The organism is Mammaliicoccus sp. I-M35, assembly GCF_022386455.1.
GTDB classification, from domain to species: Bacteria; Bacillota; Bacilli; order Staphylococcales; family Staphylococcaceae; genus Mammaliicoccus; species Mammaliicoccus sciuri_A.
In genome coordinates this window covers 168,483-189,839 of sequence record NZ_JAJNIL010000003.1, presented here as the reverse complement: position 1 = coordinate 189,839, position 21,357 = coordinate 168,483, and the positions used below count along the sequence as shown (strand labels likewise).

At 27.7% G+C, this 21,357-nt stretch carries 24 protein-coding genes; 7 read left to right on the top strand and 17 right to left on the bottom strand.

Features of this window, described 5'->3' with window-relative positions:
* Window positions 1-86: 86 nt before the first annotated feature.
* A complete protein-coding gene (locus LQ679_RS05190; protein WP_191836309.1) occupies window positions 87-2,027 on the bottom strand; it encodes a CDP-glycerol glycerophosphotransferase family protein in 1,941 nt (646 codons plus the stop codon).
* Window positions 2,028-2,251: 224 nt separating this feature from the next.
* Here LQ679_RS05190 and LQ679_RS05185 point away from each other — a divergent pair, with 224 nt between their 5' ends.
* The 6 genes from LQ679_RS05185 (at window position 2,252) to LQ679_RS05160 (ending at window position 6,665) form a co-directional block, all read left to right on the top strand.
* Window positions 2,252-2,512 (top strand): hypothetical protein, encoded by a 261-nt coding sequence (locus tag LQ679_RS05185; protein ID WP_191836310.1) that lies wholly within the window; start codon window positions 2,252-2,254, stop codon window positions 2,510-2,512.
* Between the two features lie 357 nt (window positions 2,513-2,869).
* Complete coding sequence (locus LQ679_RS05180; RefSeq protein WP_126476632.1) at window positions 2,870-3,292, top strand: hypothetical protein; 423 nt, start codon at window positions 2,870-2,872, stop codon at window positions 3,290-3,292.
* A gap of 175 nt (window positions 3,293-3,467) precedes the next feature.
* Window positions 3,468-3,902: a MarR family winged helix-turn-helix transcriptional regulator gene (locus LQ679_RS05175; RefSeq protein WP_191836311.1), complete on the top strand. Its 435-nt coding sequence runs from the start codon at window positions 3,468-3,470 to the stop codon at window positions 3,900-3,902.
* A gap of 4 nt (window positions 3,903-3,906) precedes the next feature.
* Entirely contained in the window at window positions 3,907-4,932 is a 1,026-nt protein-coding gene (locus LQ679_RS05170; RefSeq protein ID WP_191836312.1) for a threonine aldolase family protein, read from the top strand.
* A 94-nt stretch (window positions 4,933-5,026) separates the two neighbouring features.
* A complete protein-coding gene (locus LQ679_RS05165; RefSeq protein WP_239762233.1) occupies window positions 5,027-5,524 on the top strand; it encodes a GNAT family N-acetyltransferase in 498 nt (165 codons plus the stop codon).
* Between the two features lie 256 nt (window positions 5,525-5,780).
* Window positions 5,781-6,665 carry a sulfite exporter TauE/SafE family protein gene (locus tag LQ679_RS05160; RefSeq protein ID WP_239762232.1) on the top strand — a complete coding sequence of 295 codons (885 nt, stop codon included), beginning with the start codon at window positions 5,781-5,783 and terminating at the stop codon, window positions 6,663-6,665.
* Window positions 6,666-6,941: 276 nt separating this feature from the next.
* Here LQ679_RS05160 and LQ679_RS05155 read toward each other — a convergent pair whose 3' ends face one another.
* Window positions 6,942-7,904 (bottom strand): DUF202 domain-containing protein, encoded by a 963-nt coding sequence (locus LQ679_RS05155; protein WP_239762231.1) that lies wholly within the window; start codon window positions 7,902-7,904, stop codon window positions 6,942-6,944.
* Between the two features lie 387 nt (window positions 7,905-8,291).
* On the opposite strand from LQ679_RS05155, the gene LQ679_RS05150 reads away from it, so the two are divergent.
* Window positions 8,292-9,068 carry a hypothetical protein gene (locus LQ679_RS05150; protein ID WP_239762230.1) on the top strand — a complete coding sequence of 259 codons (777 nt, stop codon included), beginning with the start codon at window positions 8,292-8,294 and terminating at the stop codon, window positions 9,066-9,068.
* Between the two features lie 1,137 nt (window positions 9,069-10,205).
* Here the strand turns inward: LQ679_RS05150 and LQ679_RS05145 are convergent.
* From LQ679_RS05145 to LQ679_RS05075, 15 genes are all read right to left on the bottom strand, one after another.
* Window positions 10,206-11,027, bottom strand: a complete 822-nt coding sequence (locus LQ679_RS05145; protein ID WP_239762229.1) for a hypothetical protein — start codon at window positions 11,025-11,027, stop codon at window positions 10,206-10,208.
* Between the two features lie 500 nt (window positions 11,028-11,527).
* Window positions 11,528-12,220 (bottom strand): hypothetical protein, encoded by a 693-nt coding sequence (locus tag LQ679_RS05140; protein WP_239762228.1) that lies wholly within the window; start codon window positions 12,218-12,220, stop codon window positions 11,528-11,530.
* A 15-nt stretch (window positions 12,221-12,235) separates the two neighbouring features.
* The gene (locus LQ679_RS05135; protein ID WP_239762227.1) at window positions 12,236-12,448 is read right to left on the bottom strand and encodes a hypothetical protein; all 213 of its coding nucleotides are present in this window, start codon (window positions 12,446-12,448) and stop codon (window positions 12,236-12,238) included.
* 372 nt (window positions 12,449-12,820) lie between these two features.
* Window positions 12,821-13,351, bottom strand: a complete 531-nt coding sequence (locus tag LQ679_RS05130; RefSeq protein ID WP_239762226.1) for a hypothetical protein — start codon at window positions 13,349-13,351, stop codon at window positions 12,821-12,823.
* Window positions 13,341-14,546: an AAA family ATPase gene (locus LQ679_RS05125; protein ID WP_239762225.1), complete on the bottom strand. Its 1,206-nt coding sequence runs from the start codon at window positions 14,544-14,546 to the stop codon at window positions 13,341-13,343. The genes LQ679_RS05130 and LQ679_RS05125 overlap by 11 nt, the downstream gene beginning before the upstream one ends.
* A gap of 278 nt (window positions 14,547-14,824) precedes the next feature.
* On the bottom strand, window positions 14,825-14,977 hold the full coding sequence (locus tag LQ679_RS05120; RefSeq protein WP_239762224.1) for a hypothetical protein: 153 nt from the start codon (window positions 14,975-14,977) through the stop codon (window positions 14,825-14,827).
* 56 nt (window positions 14,978-15,033) lie between these two features.
* Window positions 15,034-15,318 carry a hypothetical protein gene (locus LQ679_RS05115; protein WP_239762223.1) on the bottom strand — a complete coding sequence of 95 codons (285 nt, stop codon included), beginning with the start codon at window positions 15,316-15,318 and terminating at the stop codon, window positions 15,034-15,036.
* 194 nt (window positions 15,319-15,512) lie between these two features.
* Entirely contained in the window at window positions 15,513-16,592 is a 1,080-nt protein-coding gene (locus tag LQ679_RS05110) for a phage capsid protein (RefSeq protein ID WP_239762222.1), read from the bottom strand.
* The gene (locus LQ679_RS05105; protein WP_239762221.1) at window positions 16,579-16,773 is read right to left on the bottom strand and encodes a hypothetical protein; all 195 of its coding nucleotides are present in this window, start codon (window positions 16,771-16,773) and stop codon (window positions 16,579-16,581) included. Before LQ679_RS05105 ends, LQ679_RS05110 begins: the two co-directional genes overlap by 14 nt.
* A gap of 169 nt (window positions 16,774-16,942) precedes the next feature.
* A complete protein-coding gene (locus tag LQ679_RS05100; RefSeq protein ID WP_239762220.1) occupies window positions 16,943-17,434 on the bottom strand; it encodes a hypothetical protein in 492 nt (163 codons plus the stop codon).
* 25 nt (window positions 17,435-17,459) lie between these two features.
* Window positions 17,460-17,741, bottom strand: coding sequence for a hypothetical protein (locus LQ679_RS05095; RefSeq protein ID WP_239762219.1), 282 nt, complete (start codon window positions 17,739-17,741; stop codon window positions 17,460-17,462).
* Window positions 17,742-18,051: 310 nt separating this feature from the next.
* Window positions 18,052-20,430 carry a phage/plasmid primase, P4 family gene (locus tag LQ679_RS05090; RefSeq protein ID WP_239762218.1) on the bottom strand — a complete coding sequence of 793 codons (2,379 nt, stop codon included), beginning with the start codon at window positions 20,428-20,430 and terminating at the stop codon, window positions 18,052-18,054.
* 47 nt (window positions 20,431-20,477) lie between these two features.
* Window positions 20,478-20,669, bottom strand: a complete 192-nt coding sequence (locus LQ679_RS05085; RefSeq protein ID WP_239762217.1) for a hypothetical protein — start codon at window positions 20,667-20,669, stop codon at window positions 20,478-20,480.
* Window positions 20,662-20,955 carry a type II toxin-antitoxin system toxin TscT gene (locus tag LQ679_RS05080; RefSeq protein WP_239762216.1) on the bottom strand — a complete coding sequence of 98 codons (294 nt, stop codon included), beginning with the start codon at window positions 20,953-20,955 and terminating at the stop codon, window positions 20,662-20,664. Before LQ679_RS05080 ends, LQ679_RS05085 begins: the two co-directional genes overlap by 8 nt.
* 1 nt (window position 20,956) lies before the next feature.
* A complete protein-coding gene (locus LQ679_RS05075) occupies window positions 20,957-21,352 on the bottom strand; it encodes a TscA family type II toxin-antitoxin system antitoxin (protein WP_239762215.1) in 396 nt (131 codons plus the stop codon).
* Window positions 21,353-21,357: the final 5 nt, after the last annotated feature.

Genomic DNA, 21,357 nt, shown 5'->3' with positions numbered 1-21,357 from the left:
TAATCAACTTGATTTTCAAATACAGTTATTGCCTTTAAAAAGTCCTAACTAATCAAATTAGCTAGGACTTTTTCTTAACCTCTGTGTTAAAACTTTCTATTCAAATTAAAATAACTTAACATCTCTTCTGCTATCCTTTTACATGCTTTTTTATCTGAATACTTATATATTTTATCTAAATTATTTTTATGTTCTTTATACATTGAAGTATTTATTAATTCACTCATTAACTCATCTTGAGTAGTTATCACTTTACCTGGCAATAAGTCAGTTGTTTCTTCCACAAAATCATCACCTAATATTTCTTTAGGTCTATAATATAATACCTTTTTATGCATTAAAGCAAAATCTAATCCAACACTAGAATAATCTGTTATCAAAACCTGATACTCAGCTAATAAATCTTTAACATCATGATCACGTTCTGAAAGAATTTCAATATACTCCGAAGAAAAAAGTTTATTAAATACTTGGAAGTTACGATGCAAATATAAAGATACTTTATATCCTTTTTCCTCAATTAATTCATAAATCTTAGGGTTATTGATTAATGTTTGAAATTCTTTATAATATTTTGATTCCATGAATTTTTCATCAGAGAATGTATGCATCCCTGTTCTCCAAGTAGGCATGATCAAGATTTTATTCTTATTTTTAAATTTTTTATATTTGTCTTTTCTAGTTTTAATAACTTCATCAAATCTTGGTAACCCGGTCAATATTATTTCATTATTTTCAAAACCATAATCTTTATGGACCAATTCTCTTTCTCTATTAGAAGAAACTACAAATAAGTCTGCGATTTTATCGTTAGGTTTTCTACCATAAATTGAACTTACATCTTTTGAACCAATAATGCCATGTTGCAGAAATACCCTATTCTTTTGATTTATCATTTGTTCTGTTTTATTAGTAGCAAATGGTAACACATATCCTGCCGAGTGAGAATGACAAATAACGCTTGCATTATATGCAATTGCTAAATTCTCTTTAGATTTGTAATAAATAACATGATTTTCATATCCTTTTAAATTTTCTAAATCATTACTTGCTGAACTGATCAAATAATAAATGTTTAATTTTTTGCCATATTTTTTTACTAACCATTTAAAAAATATAAGACCATTTTCCTGAGCTTTTTCTGGATACTCTAAGCAAACAATACTTTCTTTGTTATTGTCTCTTTGCATTACTGATCCTGAAATATAGTATTGATATGTATCTTTTGGAACTGGAATAAGCCTCATTGAAAGATTTCCATATATCGTGGGGTATGGTCTACAAAGCAACATAAACGTATCGCTAAATTCTAGCCAATTTCCGTCATTAATGAGATATTTATTTTGCTGTGAAAATTTTAATCTAGCATAATATTTGGATATCAACATTTCGTCAATTTGATAATTTATACTTATATCATATATATCTGAATTATATTTATAAAAAGGCACATCCCCCATAAATAAATATTCTAATTCCTCTAACTTAATCTCAAGTTGAGCTGTAACTTTAAAAGTATTCATATTTTGATTAATATCTATTATTTTTCCATTAACTATAATTTCAATATCTTTATTTCTTACTTTTATTTTGCCTTCAATATAAGTAGGCTTATAGTTGTAACATTCAAAACTCATTTTCATTATTAATTGATTATTAACAACATTTACATCTTCTAATACACCATTTTTATTGTAGAAGTTTAATAATGCTGGCCTTTTATTATATATCACAGCAATTTTATTTTCTTTAGTTATATATATGTAATAAGTAGCTTTCTTTTTCTTAATCGATGTATGTCCAAATTTATGTATTTCATTATTTACAATTATATCTTCATCATGTTGACTTTTAAAAAATAAAGGCTGATTTTTTTCCTTTAATAATTCTTGTAGGTCTTCAAATTTAATCACTATTTTGCCGTTTACGGAATCAAATGACTTATTAATGCCATTGTTTGATAATTTTATTTGTGATTCTTTTAGATTTTCAATCACAAAACATTCATTTTCTACTTTAATCTCCAATTATTTATCCCCTTTTCTTTTTATAATTCTAACAATTGAATTGTAGATATAAAATCATATGAATTAATAAATTATTACTATTAATTTGATTATAATCTAATTAAGCTCGAACAGTATATGTTGTTTGTATTTATTTTATAAAAAGTCCCAACTAATCAAATTAGCTAGGACTTTTAAAAGCGTACAAGTGCAATTTATACTGTCATTTGAAATAGACAACACAAATGAATGCGACAATATTAAAAGATACTGATTTTAAAGATAATAACATTCTTTTAACACTAGAACATATCAAGTCTGAAACGATTGATGGTATAAATCATTTGTTCTTCAACATGATTGTTACTTATGAAAAAAGTAGTATAGAAAAAGAAATTATTTTATTTGAAGACGATATCTTAGACTCAGATATTAATAATTTTACCAATGATTCCCCAGACTATTTCTTTAATGAACCAGATTTTTGGTTTACAATTATTCAATAGAATCCTTTAATTAAAGAATTTGGATTTAAGCTTTTTAAATAAAACTACTACACCTAAAATTATTACTACCACTATAATTAGTGAAATTGGTCCTCCTACACCTATTAGCATATTGCACCTCCTAAAACGATTTTGAATTTTATATCAAAATACTCAATTATTAGTATTATCTCATTCATTGTAAATATTTTACATAATCTCAATTTTATTATAATATGAATCAATAAATTTTAATAGTTATAGTTAGCAAAGCTATATCTAAAAGCTCACACAAAAAACACGTAACATTATTGGTAGAAATGTATACAATTTTATACAAAAAAACGATCATATATATCAAATGGGTGAATCAAATCAATGAAAAGTATTAACATTTTATTAAATTTATTACCAACTGAATTGCAAAGAATGTTAGAAAACGAAGATATGCATAATATTTTAATATATTTTATGTCAAACGATATTTCAGATGAAAAATTGGCATTTTATTTATCTAATCTTGCTAATCAAGTTAATACAATTGAATATCATGAAATGGCTGCTAGCCTCTACCATTTTCATTTTAATTATATAGATGGTGCTTATGATTTAGCTTATTATCATTATTGGCAGTCGTTAGAGATTTCACAATTTAAAAATCAAAATCTGTTAAATGAGTTTTTAAAAATTCTTGATGAACCAGATTTTGATATGATTACAAATGAGAATATAAAATTTGTTGCCAATAAAGCTCTTGAAAAAGATTCTAAAAATAAGCTAGCAATTAAATATGCTAATTAATCCCTCTTTCAATCATGATGATTATAAGAGGGATTTGTTTTTATGAAAGATTGGTATTTAGGAACTATGCTCTCTGTTAAAGTACTCTAGTGATCCCAATATAATAGTTGACAAAATCAACTATTAATTTTATGCTTAGATAGTTGCATAATACAACTATTAAGGAGTGGACGTTTTGGCTATCAAAGATATTAGACATTTTAATCGTTACTACACTAGAATCCTAGGGATATTCGATAATAATGTATTTAAACTCAAATATTCATTAATTGAAATGAGAACTTTAGGTGAAATTGGCAGACACGATAAAGTTACTGCTCAATCTCTTTGTAAAATACTTAATATTGATAAAAGTTACTTAAGTAGAATTGTTAATAAGCTTATAAAAGAAAACTTAGTTTATAGAGAACGTAGTGAACAAGATAATAGATATTTTTACCTTTCATTAACAAATGAAGGTGTGAAATTAAATGAGTATGTTGAGAAAGCGTCAGATGATAAGATTCAAGAACTTATAAAGGACTTAGATGATGCCGAAATTAAAGAACTTCAAGATTCAATGAATAAGATTGAAAATATTTTAAATAAACACATTAAATTGGAGGAATAATTAAATGATTTCTTTTGAAAATGATTATTTAGCTGGTGCGCATGAGAAGGTTTTACAAAGATTAATCGATACTAATTATGTACAAGAATCTGGTTATGGAAATGATCAATTTACGGCAGAAGCTAAAGATAAAATTAAAGAAGTTATAAAATCTCCAAATGCTTCTATATATTTCTTGGTAGGTGGCACTCAAACCAATCAAGTCGTTATCAATTCAGTACTTAAACCATATGAAGGTGTCATTGCTGCTGATACTGGGCACATTAGTACTCACGAAGCTGGCGCAATTGAGCATAGCGGACATAAAATTTTAACACTTCCTTCAACTCTTGGCAAAATTTCGTCTCAACAAGTAAATGACTATATTGAGACTTTTTATGAAGATGCCAATCATGAACATATGGTATACCCAGGAATGGTGTATATCTCATACCCTACCGAATATGGCACATTATATAGTAAACAAGAACTCACTGAGTTATCCAACGTTTGTAAATCTTACGACATACCATTATATATAGACGGTGCTCGCTTAGGATATGGATTAGCAAGTGACGAAGCAGATTTAACAATTGAGGATATAGCTAACATTGCGGATATCTTTTATATTGGCGGGACTAAAATAGGTGCACTATGTGGTGAAGCTATAATATTCACAAATCAATACGAACCTAAACACTTTACGACATTGATCAAACAACATGGCGCATTGTTAGCAAAAAGTAGATTAATAGGCGTACAATTTACTGAACTGTTTACTAATAATTTATATATGGAAATTAGTAAACATGCGATAGATATGGCATTAAAATTAAAACAAGCCTTTATTAATAAAGGCTACCAGTTATACCTAGACTCACCTACAAATCAGCAATTTTTTGTAATGCACAATGACAAGATCAAAGAGCTAAGTCAACATGTTAAATTCTCACAATGGGAAAAATATGATCATAACCATAAAATAGTCCGCTTCGCTACAAGTTGGTCTACAACTGAAAATGATATAGCTACATTAATAGAATACATTTAAATAATGATAATCCCCAAAAATAATTTCACTATATATTTGCTAATGATTATATTCATTCGTTAAACTAGAAATAGAAAAATATAGGAGTGTAATTATGAAACTTAGAGCACTAGAAGTTAGTGATTTACCATTTGTCCATAAATTGAACAATGAATATTCAATTATGTCTTATTGGTTTGAAGAGCCTTACGAATCTTTAACGGAACTTCAATATTTATTTGATAAGCATTTATTAGACGAATCAGAAAGACGGTTTATTGTAGAAGATGGGAATCAAGTTGTGGGAATAGTAGAATTAGTTGAAATTAATTATATTCATCGTAATTGTGAAATTCAAATAATTATTAAACCAGAATTTAATGGTAAAGGGTATGCTAAATTTGCTTTCGAAAAAGCAACAAGCTATGCATTTGATATATTAAACATGCATAAGATCTATTTATATGTTGATACAGATAATGAAAAAGCAGTTCATATATACGAATCTAAAGGTTTTAATATCGAAGGATTACTTAAAGAACAATTTTATACAAAAGGTAAATACAAAGATGCATATATCATGGCACTGTTAAAGCATGAGTATATTTCATAAAATAATACAATATTACTTTATATCCACTCCTCATCAATGAGGCAGTGGATTTTTTTGAGCAAATTTGGGGCAATAATGGGACGTTGAAAAACAAAATTTTAACAATCAATCAAAAAATTATTACTAATAAATTTTATATTAAACAATAATAATTATAAATAATATTGACATAAGTATAAATAAAAGATAATATATGTACTAATCCTTAGTAAACAGATAGGATTAATATAATTAACAATTAACTGGAGGCTATTACATGAACAAAATTATTATATTTGCTTTAGCTGGATTTTTAGCAGAATTAGTAGATGGTTCCCTTGGAATGGGATATGGCGCTTCATCTGCATCAGTATTACTTACATTTGGTGTTGCCCCTGCTATAGCATCAGCAACAGTCCATTTTGCCGAAATTCTTACGACTGCCGCAGCTGGAACATCACATTTAAAGTTTAAAAATGTCCACAAACCATCAGTCTTGAAACTTGCTATCCCTGGTTCAATTGCTGCATTTATAGGTGCATTCTTTTTAAGTAATATTAATGGAGATTTCATCAAACCATTTATCTCAATCTTCTTATTATCTTTAGGTATTTATATCATTTATCAATTTCTATTTAAAAATAAACCAGATGAACCAAAAATTACTGGTATAAAAAAGATATCTAATTTTGTATTAGTACCACAAGCTACAGTAGCAGGATTACTTGATTCTATAGGAGGCGGTGGCTGGGGCCCTGTAAATACGCCTATGTTATTATCAAGTAAAAAATTAGAACCAAGGTACGTTGTTGGTACAGTTTCAGCAAGTGAATTTTTTGTAACTGTTGCCTCTTCGATAGGTTTTTTAATATTTTTAGATTGGTCATCAATCAATTGGATTTTAGTATTATCCCTAAGCTTAGGTGGCGTAGTAGCTGCTCCTATATCAGCTTGGTTAGTAAAATCTTTACCAGTTAGTGTCCTTGCAATAGGAGTTGGAGGTCTTATAATATTTACAAATGTAAGTTCTTTAGCAAGCTTATATATTAATAATTCACATATTATTTGGTCTATTAAAATACTGATCATTCTATCTTGGTTATCATTAGTATTGGTAACATTTTATAAAAGTAAATTTAAAAAATTAAACACTAGTACATAAAAATAAGACAAATACCCCCCTCATCCATGTGAATTAGAGGGGGTTTAACTGTGGCAAATTTGTGGCAATACTATGGCAACAAAAATAAAAAGCCCATAACCACAAGAGTTATAGGCTATATAATGGAGACGGGGGAAGTCATTATAGCGTTAATTAAAATATTTAAAATGTCCTTGAAGCATTGATATGACAATGTTTTGATTTTATTACTGATTGTGCTTGACATGTATAAATTGAGAAAAAACATAAAATTTGTGCACTCTAATTTACCAACTACTATCCAATTAATTCATCGAATTCAAGTTTATCTTCAACACATTTATAGAAAACTTCTTCTTCTTCGAGTAATGTTGATTTATATAACTCATATAAAGTATATTCATCCTTCACTTTGGGATTAGCTCCAGAAATCAGTCTAGAATTCTCACTAAATTTATTTAATGTAGCTAAAATTTGATCTCTATTTTTATTCCAAAACCCTTTTGGACGATTATTATCATCTAAATAATAAATTAGATTTTTAATAGTTTTATGAGTTTTAAAAAGTTTTTCTTGATTACGAGTAAGCGTAGGTTTTTTAGCCACTTCTTTTTCTAAATAAACTTTTTCCATTTCTTCAAATATAAATTCATTATCAGGAACTTTCTTTATTTGTTCCTTAAATTTAAAAGGTGTTAAAGTTTTCAAACTATCAATTTTCTTATTCATATTTGGTACAATCATGATAGTCTCATTTTGCAAATTATCACTTATATATAGCTTTGTTTCCTTTGATAAATTATTAATTATTTCTTCTATACAGGCTTGTCTATATTTTGTTATATATAAATTTAAATTACTTTTCTTATCCTCCACATCAATGATCGAATAGGTTTCTTCTTTAATCTTTAACAATTCAAAATATCTAGATTGTATAATTGTTTCTTTCATCATTTCATTACTTTGAATCATTTGATTCTTTTGTTCTTCTTGTACTTCCTTTGTTCCTTTGAGTTCTTCTCTTGTCATCTCTAATTCTTTTCTAGTCAGTTTCAAATCTTTATTTTGAAGATATGATGTATAGATCAGCATAGTAAATGCAGCTATTGAAACTACACTTTCATCAAGTAGAGTTTCACCACTTTTATATAAATTATAACCAATACTACCTATTATAACTAAAACTAAAGATACAGCTATAAAACCTAAAAACGATTTTTCATTTACAAAAAATAGTTTAATCTTTTTAAATATATTCATGAATGAACCTTCTTTCAAAAATATTATACTTCAAAAACTGTCACAAAGGCATATTTACTTAAAACAAAGGAAGAATTTACTAAACTAGGTCTCGATTCTGTATAAAGTTAATTCTACACTCATCAAAGTCAGTGATGGAGTTAACTTTATTTATTTTTAAGAATAATTATATAGTATTTGAAATGTTCTTTAAGTTATTCAGTGAATCATTATTCATACACATTTAAAAGACACAAACATGTATTATTCAAACAATTTTGACGCTAAAATAATGTTAATAGATCAAAAATTAGACCATGCTTATACAACATAAGTAATAAATAGATATAGGTTTTATATCCAAGTACACCTCATAAATAGTATAATATTTCTGAGGTGAAAATAATTATGTCTATAATTTATGCTATACCAGTTATAACTTCTCTTATTTTAGGAATAACGTATATTATTATTACAACTTCTAGAGATCGATTTTTAAAATACACTGAAGTAAATCTTTATTTTGCTATAGGTAAGCTATTAAATTTTTTTATATATTTAATATTCACATCAATGATTGTTTTCTTAATTTCCATAGAACTTTCTGATCATTATAAAATTGACTTAGATAAAGTTTTAGCAGATAAAACTCAAAGGTATTATTATATTAGCCTAATTTCCATTATTATAGTTTTGTTATCAATGGCTTACTTTGCTATCTCAACTATGGATTTAAAAGGAAAATCAGTCTACTATATAAAAAATTACAATAAACAAAATCAAACGTTATATATATTGCAACAACATAATGGTAAATACATATGCACTTTTGATAAAATATCTAATGATCAACGTATTATAATTGATAATTCAAAACTAGATGATTTAGAAATGAATGTTTATTCTGAGAGTACAATTAAAAACCTAGATTTTAGTAATGTATTAAATATATATTCTAAGAAAATAGGTGCATCACTCTTTATATTCTTTATGCTTTTCTTATTTATCATATGTATACTAATAATCGGAGCACTGTTTTTAATTAATTATTCTTTAGAATTTGGTTCTAATACACTGTTATTAATCTCTATTGCAGCTTCAATATTTATAGTTGTATTTTTATTAATGATTTATATCACTAACTTCAAGAAAATTAAATCAAAAAACACCAGCAATAAAAATTAAATATTAATATGAACACTATCTAATTCAAGATAGTGTTTTTTATGTTTTGTGTACTCAAACATATAAAAACATTATAAACTAGATTATTTTGGAACTACTATCGGATGAAAAATAGCCCACCTATTTTAGCTGGGACTTTGCATATTCATATAACTTAACAGCTTAGTCAAAGCTTAAATTTTCTATTTTCCTTTCGCCTCATCATATAGGTCTAATAGATGTTGCGTCACCACCAGTAACTTTTTCTATCTTTTGTCACACTTATATCTGATTCTATTTATTTTTTAACTATTTTTATAATGTAAATTTTAGTGAACCGTTTATCCATTTATATAAACAATAGATATATAGCTATAGCTAATGGAAGTATGTCAATTGCATAATTTAAAAATGTTCTAACTCTTATTTTGGTTAAATTTGTCATTTTTATCAACTCGATTTATAATAAAATGGAAGGGATTAAATCCCAACTAATGTGTTATTATTGAAGCAATGGTTGCAACTCCTACGCAGTAATTTCGGAAGGTTCTGCTTTTAGTTTCTGCAATCTTTGCTTCTTTTTCTTTCCGTTTTAAACGATTTACTTTTCCCACTTCATTACTACACTTCACATTACAAATAATATTCGTCCTTTATATAAATATTTTAATCTATTTTATTTAAAGTATACATAAAAAATACCCCTATCTAGTCTCGCTAGGTAGGGGTATAAATTAACTTAATAACCTATTCACTTTTTTGAATTGTATTAGGATTGTGCCAGACTTCTTAATGTTTATCAACTTATGTTTCACCAGTCCCCACTTATCAGCGATAACTTGTTATGTTACCTGTGGAATTTATTGATTTAACTACAATGCGAGCATAAAAAAACAAGTGTCAAAAAAGTAAGAGAATTATTCTCTCGACACTTTTTTGACACTTGTTAGGTCAAAACCCCGTCATATATGGGGTTGGATATGGAGACGGCGGGAGTTCATTAAAGCGACTATCTATTGATTTACAATTCTTCAAGAATATTGTCATATCAATATTTACATTGTATTTTCTATTCGGTGTAAAATATTAAAGTTGAAAAAACACCATATTTTTGGGGCAACATATTAGAATTAATACTCATATAAACGAAAGACTTATTTATTCATAATCACCATAATATTCAGCAATAAAATTCCTTATATCTGTCTTAGATTTAAATTTAAAGTTATCCCAATAAACTCTAGCGTTTTTTAAAGCTAAATATACATTTTCTATATCAGTATTATTAATCGCCTTATCTATCTCTATTAAATCTATTTTCACTTTTTCAATCTCATTGTTATGGCTTATTTCAACAATCACTATGCCTTCTTTTTCATCACGATACATACTCAAACCTGATCCATATCCATAAATACTAAAGTTATTATAGCCTTGCTGATCAACTAATTCTTGTACTTTTATATTTATATTGCTAATACATTTAAACAAATTATCTTCAAGGACATTTAGCATTTCTTTTAACTCGCTAAATTCATAAGAAAGCAATGGGAAAAGATTTTCAAAATTATTTTTTTTCACAAAAAAATCATAATTAGATTTTAATTCCATGAATTTAATATGATATGAATTAAATTCTAAAACGTTATTAAAATTACGGTCACTTAAATAAATTTCTAATTCAAAACTTAATCCTTCTCTGTTAAATTCATCTAATATTTTATTATTATACTGAAGAGTATTTCTCAAATCATTTATCATACTCTCTTTTTTAGCCAACTTACTAGCATTTTCGCCTGATACTTTAGCACCTAAATAAGCACCACCAAATGTAGCAAATATACCAACAAAAGATATTGCTAATGTGTATGCCTCTAATTTATTATCTGGATCAATATTACTTAAAACAAATCCAAAAAATAATATAAATCCAATAACTCCTAACACTATTATAAAAAATAATTGTACTTTATCCTTCATTCTCTCACCTTTTTATCTTAATAATACAATATTTATCCGAATACTGTATATACATGACTTTACTCAAAGCGATTTCTAGGCAAGTTAGTATAAACTACCCACATAAAAGTATTTCGAGGTGTCTAAATCACAATGAGTAACGTGTATTTTTGTCTAATGTCGTGATTCACGACTACCTTATAAATAAAGTCATTAGTAGTGACGTCAAATACCTGTATATACATATTTCTAAAATGGGAATATGTATAATTTCAAACTAGTGTGATGAAGTAGTGATTTGCTACTCCAACATCTTTTACACTGTATTGTTCTATTATAAAGGTATCTGTATAATGACAGCACTTTATAATCTGTGGTACTCATTTGGTACTCTAGCTTTATGACATACGTAGCCAAAACGACAACGCAGGTATTAGTTTATACTAAAAGAAAATGGATTGTATTGTGGAGATAGAATAGAAAAGCCTCATCTAAATAGATGGGGCTCAATATATTTGTTATTATCCTACATATTCACGTACTTTAGAGATAGTTTTTATATGTTTTGTATAATTGTGATATTTATAGTAAACATAATTAGTTTTTACAGATCTTCTATGTTTGCCTCGCGGTTTAGAATAAACTTTCTCTATCCAGAATGCTTGTTTTGCTTTAGAAGATACGTAATAAGTTGCTACACCCACCATGATACTAACAGCGACACCAGCAAATGAAGCTAGTATTGATGCGGCTAAAGATACTCTATTCGTCCTCAAATTGGTAGAATTTTTTCTTTGATAATTAAACTTATAACCTGATGATTTAGTTTGTATGTAATTTATACCGTTAGAATTAGAGGTACTTGTTTGTTGAACATTTATATTATCTTCATTTTTTTGAGGAGACAGTTCTTCAGTATCTTTTGAAATAGTTTCTGTTTCTCCAGTTTTTTTATTTACTACTTTAACATTGTTTTCATCAATTTTATATACTTCAAATTCGACTTCATTATCTTTATTTTTTGTAATTATTTTATTTTTTAGTTGCACGGCTTTTTCACCATTATTGAATTCTACAGTGTTTCCATTAACTGACTTTACGTTTAGTTCACTTTTTTCATCTGGGACTATATTTGCTTCAGCATATAATGGTTCCGTAGCAGTAATTAACATAGCTGCAGCTATAGAACAAGTAAGAAATTTATAATATTTCATATATTACACTCTCCTTTATTTATGGTTTTCCCTATCAAAAATATCTTTTTTTATAAAATAGTCAAAAAGAACTATTATTATTAATACACCTAATGGCAATAGAACATAATGAGTACTTCCATTAGCATAATTAATTCGTTGATCATAATTGCTTAAAATAAAATACATTATGATACTGTAAATAATTGCAACTAAGATACCTGTTTTATTTCTTTTTCTTTTCTTCATACCGTTTTCTCCTTTCATTATTGATTCTAGAGATAGTTAATACTAAAAATATTATAAACCGTAATCCAAATTTTGTATATATTTTCCACAATATTGAAATATTTAAAATAATAAAACCTATTACTATTATAAGCAAAAAATTGTAGTGAATATGGATTGTATTGTGGAGATAGAGTAATTTGCCACCGACATCAATGTCGGTCGCTGAATAAAAAAAGAGGCGACCGTCGCAACAGTTAACCTCATGTACACTCCGCAGATGTGTACCCTTACTATGTCTATTATAGCAAAAAAAGCCCACCAATTAAGGTGGGTTTATGTTAGTTAAAATCATATACATTAGTATTATTTATCTTGATTCAGTTTTTTATATCACTTTAAAAGGTTCTTTAAAGAATACTCGTTTTTACCAGGTCTGACTTTATGGTATTCCTCTATAGCTCTAACTAAATCATATTTACTATAGAATTTTTCAATGTATTCCTCACTTTTTATATTTTCTTTCACTAGTTCCTTCATATACACTGATGGTTTTTTATTTGTTTTTACTTTTTGAAAGTCTGTGAAATTATCCATTGCTATAATCATCAACATTTCAATTTCAGGACGAGTTATAATACAGATTTGTTCTTCAATATTGTGAGCATATGTTTTTTTGATGTTTAATTTGGTTTTCTTATCAACTACTAATACAATTTTGATTTTTTTATCATAACCCAATGTTAGATATTTTTTAGTAAACTTTTCGGCATTTCTAAAATCTCCACCCAATACTTTTTGGTCAATCAGTTGATCCCTACTAAAAATTAATAAGTTGTTATCAAGTAATTTCTCAACAATAAACTTTTCTGATTTCCCTTCACATATTAGAGCAATGTAATTATTTTCAGTATTAATAATCATTACGAGCTTCCTTCATACGTTTACTAATATCTTTTTTTATTCTAAAGTAACTAGTATAATCTGGTACAGTATCAATTATTCCGCTTAAAAATACTTCGCTTTTCTTCCTATCCGTTCTGTCGTGTTTTCCAAGACGTTCTGATAGTTTTTTTACACTTATATATTCTTCTTTATTTAGAATATAAATACTATCACTTCTGTCAACTTCATCTAAAATCTCAATATAATGGGTGCTAAATATCAAAGTGGCGCCGTTTACATTAATGTCTGATAAGAAAAACTCTAAAATACTTGAAACTATTCTCTTATTCAAATGGTTTTCAATTTCATCAATTATTAAATAACCACCCTCAACTAAAACCTTAAATACATTAGCAAATATATTAAGGCCTTTAATCGTTCCAGATGATAGAATATCCCCCAAGTCTCCAATTTCTGAAGTATGAATTAACTCTGAATTTTTAAATTTAATTTCGAATTTAGGTAAAACATCATTTTTCACATTAAATTCTGCTTCATCTTTAATTCTAAATAGTTCGATACTAGGATCTAAATATCTTATAAATGATTCGTTACTCATACTTTTTAAATAGTAAGCAAAAAAGTTCATGTCAGTTAAATTGATTAATTCAAAAACCTTATTTCTCTTGTTTACAATTTCGTTTAATTTAGCAGAAAAAATAGAATCTTCACTCTTTAAATAGGAATTTGCTAATTTTTCTCTATTTTGTTCGTGTTCATAATACTCGATATCAAAAATATTCTTTTTAGTCACTTTTTTGTTAACTTTTCGTATATATAAATCTTCATCATAAAAATATAATCGAGATTCCACATTATCCTTTTTAATTATTGACTTAACCATATATATATTATTTTCGTTTTTATCATATAAATAAATCGTTACTTCTAATTCATTACTAAAATTCTTTGTTAAATTACTTTTAAACGAAATACTTTGATTATCAATGTATATTGACAATAAGTTTTCAATTAATTCTAAAGTTGTTGTTTTGCCAGAAGCATTAATACCTATAAATGATAAAGTATTTTGAGTGTAAATACTATTAAACAGTAGTTTAACATTCTCATCTATTTCAGATGAATTTACTTTTTTACTAGTAATAAAATCAATATCTAAAGCTTTATTCTCAAAATTATCTAGACCTTTTACTATCAACTTTAAAGCTTTCATAGTTTTTCCTCTTCCTTTGAATATTATACTCTCATTGTAACGTTTAAAACGTTTTTTTACCACCTTTTACGTATCTTTTTACAAATAACAGGATATTAATTACACTTTTATCGTTCTTACCCTTATACTGTTGCACTAGGTATTAACTATAGTATTCTTTGATTTTTTACAAAAAAAATAACCCTACCTAGTTTCCGCTAGATAAGGTTTAAAAATTCTATATAAATGTTAAGTAGAGCTAATGTACCATATAGATAATTCCATAACAATATTTTGGATTATTTCTTTAATTTATCCATACCTTTTTCAATATACTTTGAATAGTCCTTACCACTTTTCTTCTTATACATATCGTTTGCTTTGTGTAATCCTTTTTCAAGTTGAACGTTTTTAACTAATTTATCAAAAGTGTTTTTAATTTTATTTTTCACAGGGGTCTCCTCATTTTTTCGTCATAATTTGTATAAATCGACTTATAAACTATCAATTACATCGATATTCTTTTTCCCACATAATTTAATAATTCTTCTTTAACTTCAAAGCTATAATATGTTTCTGAGATAATCGATGCTGCAGTTTTAGCGCTATGTTTAATAGGCATAAGATTAACATAGATAAAATTATCCATTTCTTTTAATTGTTTGCTATTATTTTCAATTTCATAATCTTTGAAATTTTTCACTATATCTCTAAATAAATTTTGACAATCTTCATTCTCTAAATTAACTGACTTTAAAGTATTATATCTATCATTAACCATCAATGATATCATTGCTTTTCCTCCTTTGATTTACTGAACAAAAATACTACCTTTTATATTATGTTAATTCATTATTTTAAACAAGGTTTTACTATTTTTACCCCCCCTTTCATGAAAAATCCCCCGCGTTGCAAAGTAAGGGGCATCTCCGGTTACCCGGAAACCTCACCACTGTCGCATTGGTAGGGGGGTGTTCATTTTGTAAACTATTTTACTTTTACTATTCTCAATAATTCAGGTACAACTTTTATATCAAATACATAATTTAATGCAAATTGGTATACACCTTTCACTGCATCTTTTCGCTTGTTATACATTGTAGGCTCATACTTAGCATATACTCCGTTTTTAAAGTCACCAACAAATACATCTTCTGTATCATCATTCACTACGATATTATTAACATTAAATGCTTTTCTCAAATCAGCAGACAACGCTCCTAATCCTTTCTCTCCTAACTCTATTACTAAGCTATTATAATGATCACGGTTCATTACAATTGATGTGTTCTTTCGAAATGATTGGGGAATATCTTTAATACCTTTCATAATTCCATTATATAATGTAGCATCTTCAACAACTTCTATGCCTTGTTTGTAAAGGGACAAGTGCTCGTTATCTTTATCAATTAATCCACTTGTATTATCTTTGTCTAATAGTAATGTAGATTCATAAGCGATGCATTCATTAATAAAGATATCTTTGAGTAAGTCATCTAATGTACGTTCAGATGCATGTACTACTGTATCAGATACTTCTGTAAGTATATGTCCACTCAATCTATCAAAGTAAATACTACTATTATTTAAACTAAGTTCAATTCCATTAGAAGCTAACTTCTCTTTCACATAAGTTAATGACGGGATAGTTTCAAGATGTTCATCATCAGTAATAGTGATGATCTCACGTAATGTATTAGGTACTTCATTATTTGCCACAATCTCTTTTAATACTTCTCTCTTTGCTGGTGCAATTTGGCCAACGATAAAGTTTCCTTCATTCTTCACTAATTGTTTTGTTATACTACCTAAGTATGTTGTACCTTCTCTATTAATCTTATTCATTTCAATTCCTCCATTTGCTTTATTATATTTACTATCATCTTTAATCATTTGATTGATCTCATCTGTTAGCATAACCTTATCTGCATTTATAGATAATCGCTTTATACTATCTTCTATTTGTTGTTGAGTTGCACCAATATTATCTTTGTAAAACTGCGCATATTCCTTAATATCCTCACTGCTAAACGTTGCTATATTATATCCATACTTATTTAATTCCATTTAGTTCACTCCTATTATTTTCATTTAATACTTTTGTATATACACTTAAGGTATGAATACCTTCACTTGTTGTTGATTGTATATTAATGTTCGTTAAGTAATATTTGCTATTTAAATAGTCTAAGTGTTCCATCAACTCTTCTCTGCTAGAATAACTAAAATGTCTTTGATTGAAGTCCACACTTGTACCTCCTTCTATAACTATTAATGTGTTCTTTTACTGAATTGAAATCTGCTTGCTTTTTGGTGTATTTCCTGATCTGCTTATTAATATAAGTATCGTTAGTATATTCAACATGAACTGGCAACCTTCTTATAATCATTAACGCTACCTTTTTGTGATTCACTGTTTATAACTCTCCTTTTAATTCCTTATACACTTTCGCTCGTTTCAACCTATCTCTTAAAACGTCATTATCCTTATCTCGATTTCTTTTTTCTCTTTTATCTTTAGCTACTTGAAATATGTTATGTCTCAATCCATTAATGATTTCCTCTGGATAATACTCACCATCTGTTTGAAAAAATTGATATATTTCTTGTCTTTCAGATTCATCGTAATTTTCCATAACAATGTTAAGAACTTCTAAATTAATTTTTGAACGTTTGATATATTTTTCTAAACTTTGCTTTTTTTCTATAATTGATAAAGCTAATGTTTCAATATGAACAGATTCAAAATAAATTCTATGCTCTATTAGATCACCCACTTGATGTGGATAATGATAGTCGTACATACTTTCTATATACATATTAGTGCTATTTATTTTCTGTTCTATAAAGTAAGGATTGTAAAATTTCAGTAATTCATAATCACTTATTTTATTTTTAAAATCTAACACTCTATCACCCACCATGAACTCTTGTTTAAGTAGCTTTTTCTACTGCTTCTTTTATTGCTTCCAGCGTTAAATCAAACTCCGGAATATACAATCTAGGTGCAATCAACTTTAAAATACTGATTACTTCTTCTGTATACTTAGTTGGTTTATCAATATTCCTATCGAATATTAATTGCTTTAAATGGTACTCACTATTTATAATTCTGTTTTTGTGTATAAAAGTTAATCCTTTAAAAGTTATAACCACATTCAATTTCTTAATAGTTGCTAACGCAGTATAGTATTCATCAGTTCCGACTTTTTTCATTATTAAATCCTCCTAATTTTGCTTTTGGTAACTGAAAAAGTCCTAAAAGTTACTGAAATAGATTTTTTCGGTTACCCTATTGAGCCTTACAGCCACATATTTTTAAATGACTTTGGTAACTGGTAACCGAAATTATCCACAAACTTCTATACCTTTTGTTACTCCTATATATTTAGGTATTACTTTTTTATAAGTACTTTATAAAAATTCAGTTACTCGGTTACTTTTATAGTCAAAACCCTTATATATCAATGTTTCAATGTGGTAACTGAAATAATTTTTGCAGTTACTTTCAGTAACTTCAGTTACCCTAAATAATTTTTAGTTTTTCATTCTCATATGATTTATAGTTTTTATTCTTTTCTGGAAAATCTAAATATGTTCTCATATTATTTAAATCTCCTATTTGTTCACATAAAACTTCCCAATCATATTTTCCTTGTGCATCTGTATTCCAACTGTCATCAAGATAGGCTTTAAATTGCTTATGGAATTTGCGATCAGATAAAGGATAATATCCATTATCATTACAGAAATCTTTGTAAAAACCATATACTATATATTTTGGTATCTTTCTTATATGCCATTCATCAAATACATTTAACTTGAAGTCATACACTGGATCATTATCTTGTTTATATAATTCCACCATGTCTAATGATGCCTTTGGTGTTATAAACTTATCAAAGTCTAAATTGATAGCCTTAAATAGTACATATTCAAGTACCTGCGTATCTTTTAGGTATTTCTCTTTAATATCTGTATTCTCAATTAAACCGTTAAAATCTGCCTTAAAAGGTACTATAAGAAGTCGTCTGTTTGTTCCTCCTGTTTTGTCTTTAAATCTAGGCATACCATTAGTTGATTGAATGACTGTACACCTAAATTCTGCTCGATATGGCTGTTTATTCTTCACATTTACAAGTACGGAATCACCTGTTACTACACTCTTAAAATTAGATGAATCCTCGATATTAATACCTACTGGCACATCATCACCAATAACAGCAGTTTTACCTTCTAAAACACTTAACTTAAATTCTTGTTCAAACTCATTAGCTTTCAAACCTGCAATGTTATTAAACCCTATTAAATTAGATAACAGTTGTTGGAATGAGCCTTTACCGTTATTGCCGTCACCAACTAGAAATATGGCTTTCTTTCTTGTGTAATTGCCATTCATAGCATCATTGATAACCTGCCATAACAAAGTGATGATTTCAGAATCACCACATGCTATTTCACTTAACCATTTATCAAAGTCCCAGTCTTTAATATTTGGTTGTTTAGCATTGTGAACATAGTTTGTTGATATTTTCGAAGTAAATACATAGTTAGGAGTAAAAGGTTCAAGTATGCCTGTTTCTCTGTTAAACACACCATTATTAACCGGTATTAAGTGTGGTTGTTCTGTTTGTCTAGTAACTTTTGCAGTGTTAGTTAAATGATAAATAACTTCTTCTGCTTTTCTCTCATTTAGTCTAGGCTCTAACCACGAAATGACTCTTTTTATTATCGTCCTGTTACGTGTATAAATACCTTCTTCTTCTTGATACATAGCTAATTTAGTATTTTCTTCTAAATCAAAAAGTCTAAATGTAAGTAAATCGTCCAATATATAAGCACATCTATTTGTCCCAATTGATGTTGGCTTTCGTCCGTTTTTACCTTCTTCTTCCCATACACTTATTAATCTTTCACGTTCTTGTTTACCAGCTTTCATCAACATATCTTTAACTGTAAATTCTTCATTCAAAATAATGTCAAAATCTGCGATAGCACTCTTATAATTTGGATCATAAACATTTTTACAACCTGCTATTGCTTTTTCTAAACTCATTTGACCGTAAGTTTTAGCACCTCTTAACTCGTCCCACTTCTCACGTAATAAGTCTGAATTTCTGAATATTCTGTCCATTTGAACTATATTCTTTTGTGTATAAAAAGCTAATGCATTTAAAAGTGATAAATCTGCCTCCGATTGTGAATCAAATAATTCTTGCCAGCCACCACTCATTAATTTACTTAACTTATCAGCTTCTTTACTTTTAGCCATTAATTGTAGAACTTCCGTATCATTAAGATTAGAAGGTGTTACATCGTCAATGATGGTGTCATTAGTAATGACTTCACGCTTGAAATATCGTTCTACTAATGTATTGATATATGATTGATCGCTTGAAATTTCTCTTGTGATACCGTCATTTACACCTGTAAATGTCATGAATCTTGAATGTGAGTATAATTCCAAATGTTCACTTTTATTTTTACGCTTAACTTCATCTGGTAAAGTACCTTTAAAATAAGCATGTATTCCAGTTCCAGATGGTGATACTTCCCACCATGTCTTGTCCATTACTTCTCTTGCGATATCCGTCAATGGCTCGTAAGTTTCACTGTCTATGTGGATATCGTCCAAATCTAAAACTATATAATCATCATCTTTAGTTAGTACAAATCCCACACCATCATAATCATTGAGATTTTCAACTGACTTTTCAAAATTTGACCATGAACTAGGATTGACTGATGATGCTTTTAATCCAATTAACTGATAAGGTATTTTATCGTATCCATTCTTTTCATTTAGTTCTGCCTGCCATAACACCCACTGTTCTAGGTGAGCCATTTCTGTTGGTACATTCTCAGTATTTACTTTTAAAATCTTTTCTTTTGTTGTGATTGCCACTATAACACCACCTCACTTTGTGTTAAAATTAAATTACATATAAATTTTTAATTATTTCTTGCCTTTTGTTGATTGCCGTCAACATTAGGCTTTTTTAATTCCAAAATATTCACGTATAAGTAAGCCAACATGCCTGTAATCAATACTGCGAAATAACATGCCGTTACAAAATCCACGCCCTTATAAATGAGTATCATTCCACTTAATAATATGAAGTACATCAAACCTATCTCACGCATTAGAATCACCTTCTTTAATCTTGATTAATTCTTCATCAAGTCGTTTAACTAATTTAGTCATTTCTTCTTGATATATGAGCAATAATTCATGAGATTGATTCGTTTTAATCCTCAATTCTAGATAAGATAGCCCAAATCTTTCAACATCTTCTTTATCTTCTAGATGTTCATCTTGAAAATAATCTTCTGTGATATAGAAATTACTTTGTACTAGATCACTGATTTTATCTTTTAAAATATTCAAGTCACTTTTGATATTTTCAATTTTCCATAAGTTATATTGCATTTTATTCAGCCTCCATATCAATATTTCCAGCTATTTGATCTAATGCCCACTCAAGTATTCCTATCAAATGTCTTTTGCGATCTATTTCGTGCCTTACTTCACCGTTTGCGTTAACTACGCTAAACTCGTATATTTCTTTTTTATCTTTTAATACGTTTTTAAAAGAGATTGTCACATCATCTAATATTTTAAATTCTTCACTCTCACTATCTAATTCGCATAAAATGTTTAATAATTTCTCTCTAAAAAGTTTTATCGCAATCTCTATAACCTGTGTTTCAGCTAGTCCGATTTCTGTAATAATGTTATAGCTTAGTGTAATATCTTCACTATGATTAATTACTTTATCCATATTTTTTAATACTTTTGATAATTGATTCCTTTGATTAGTTTTCATTTTTA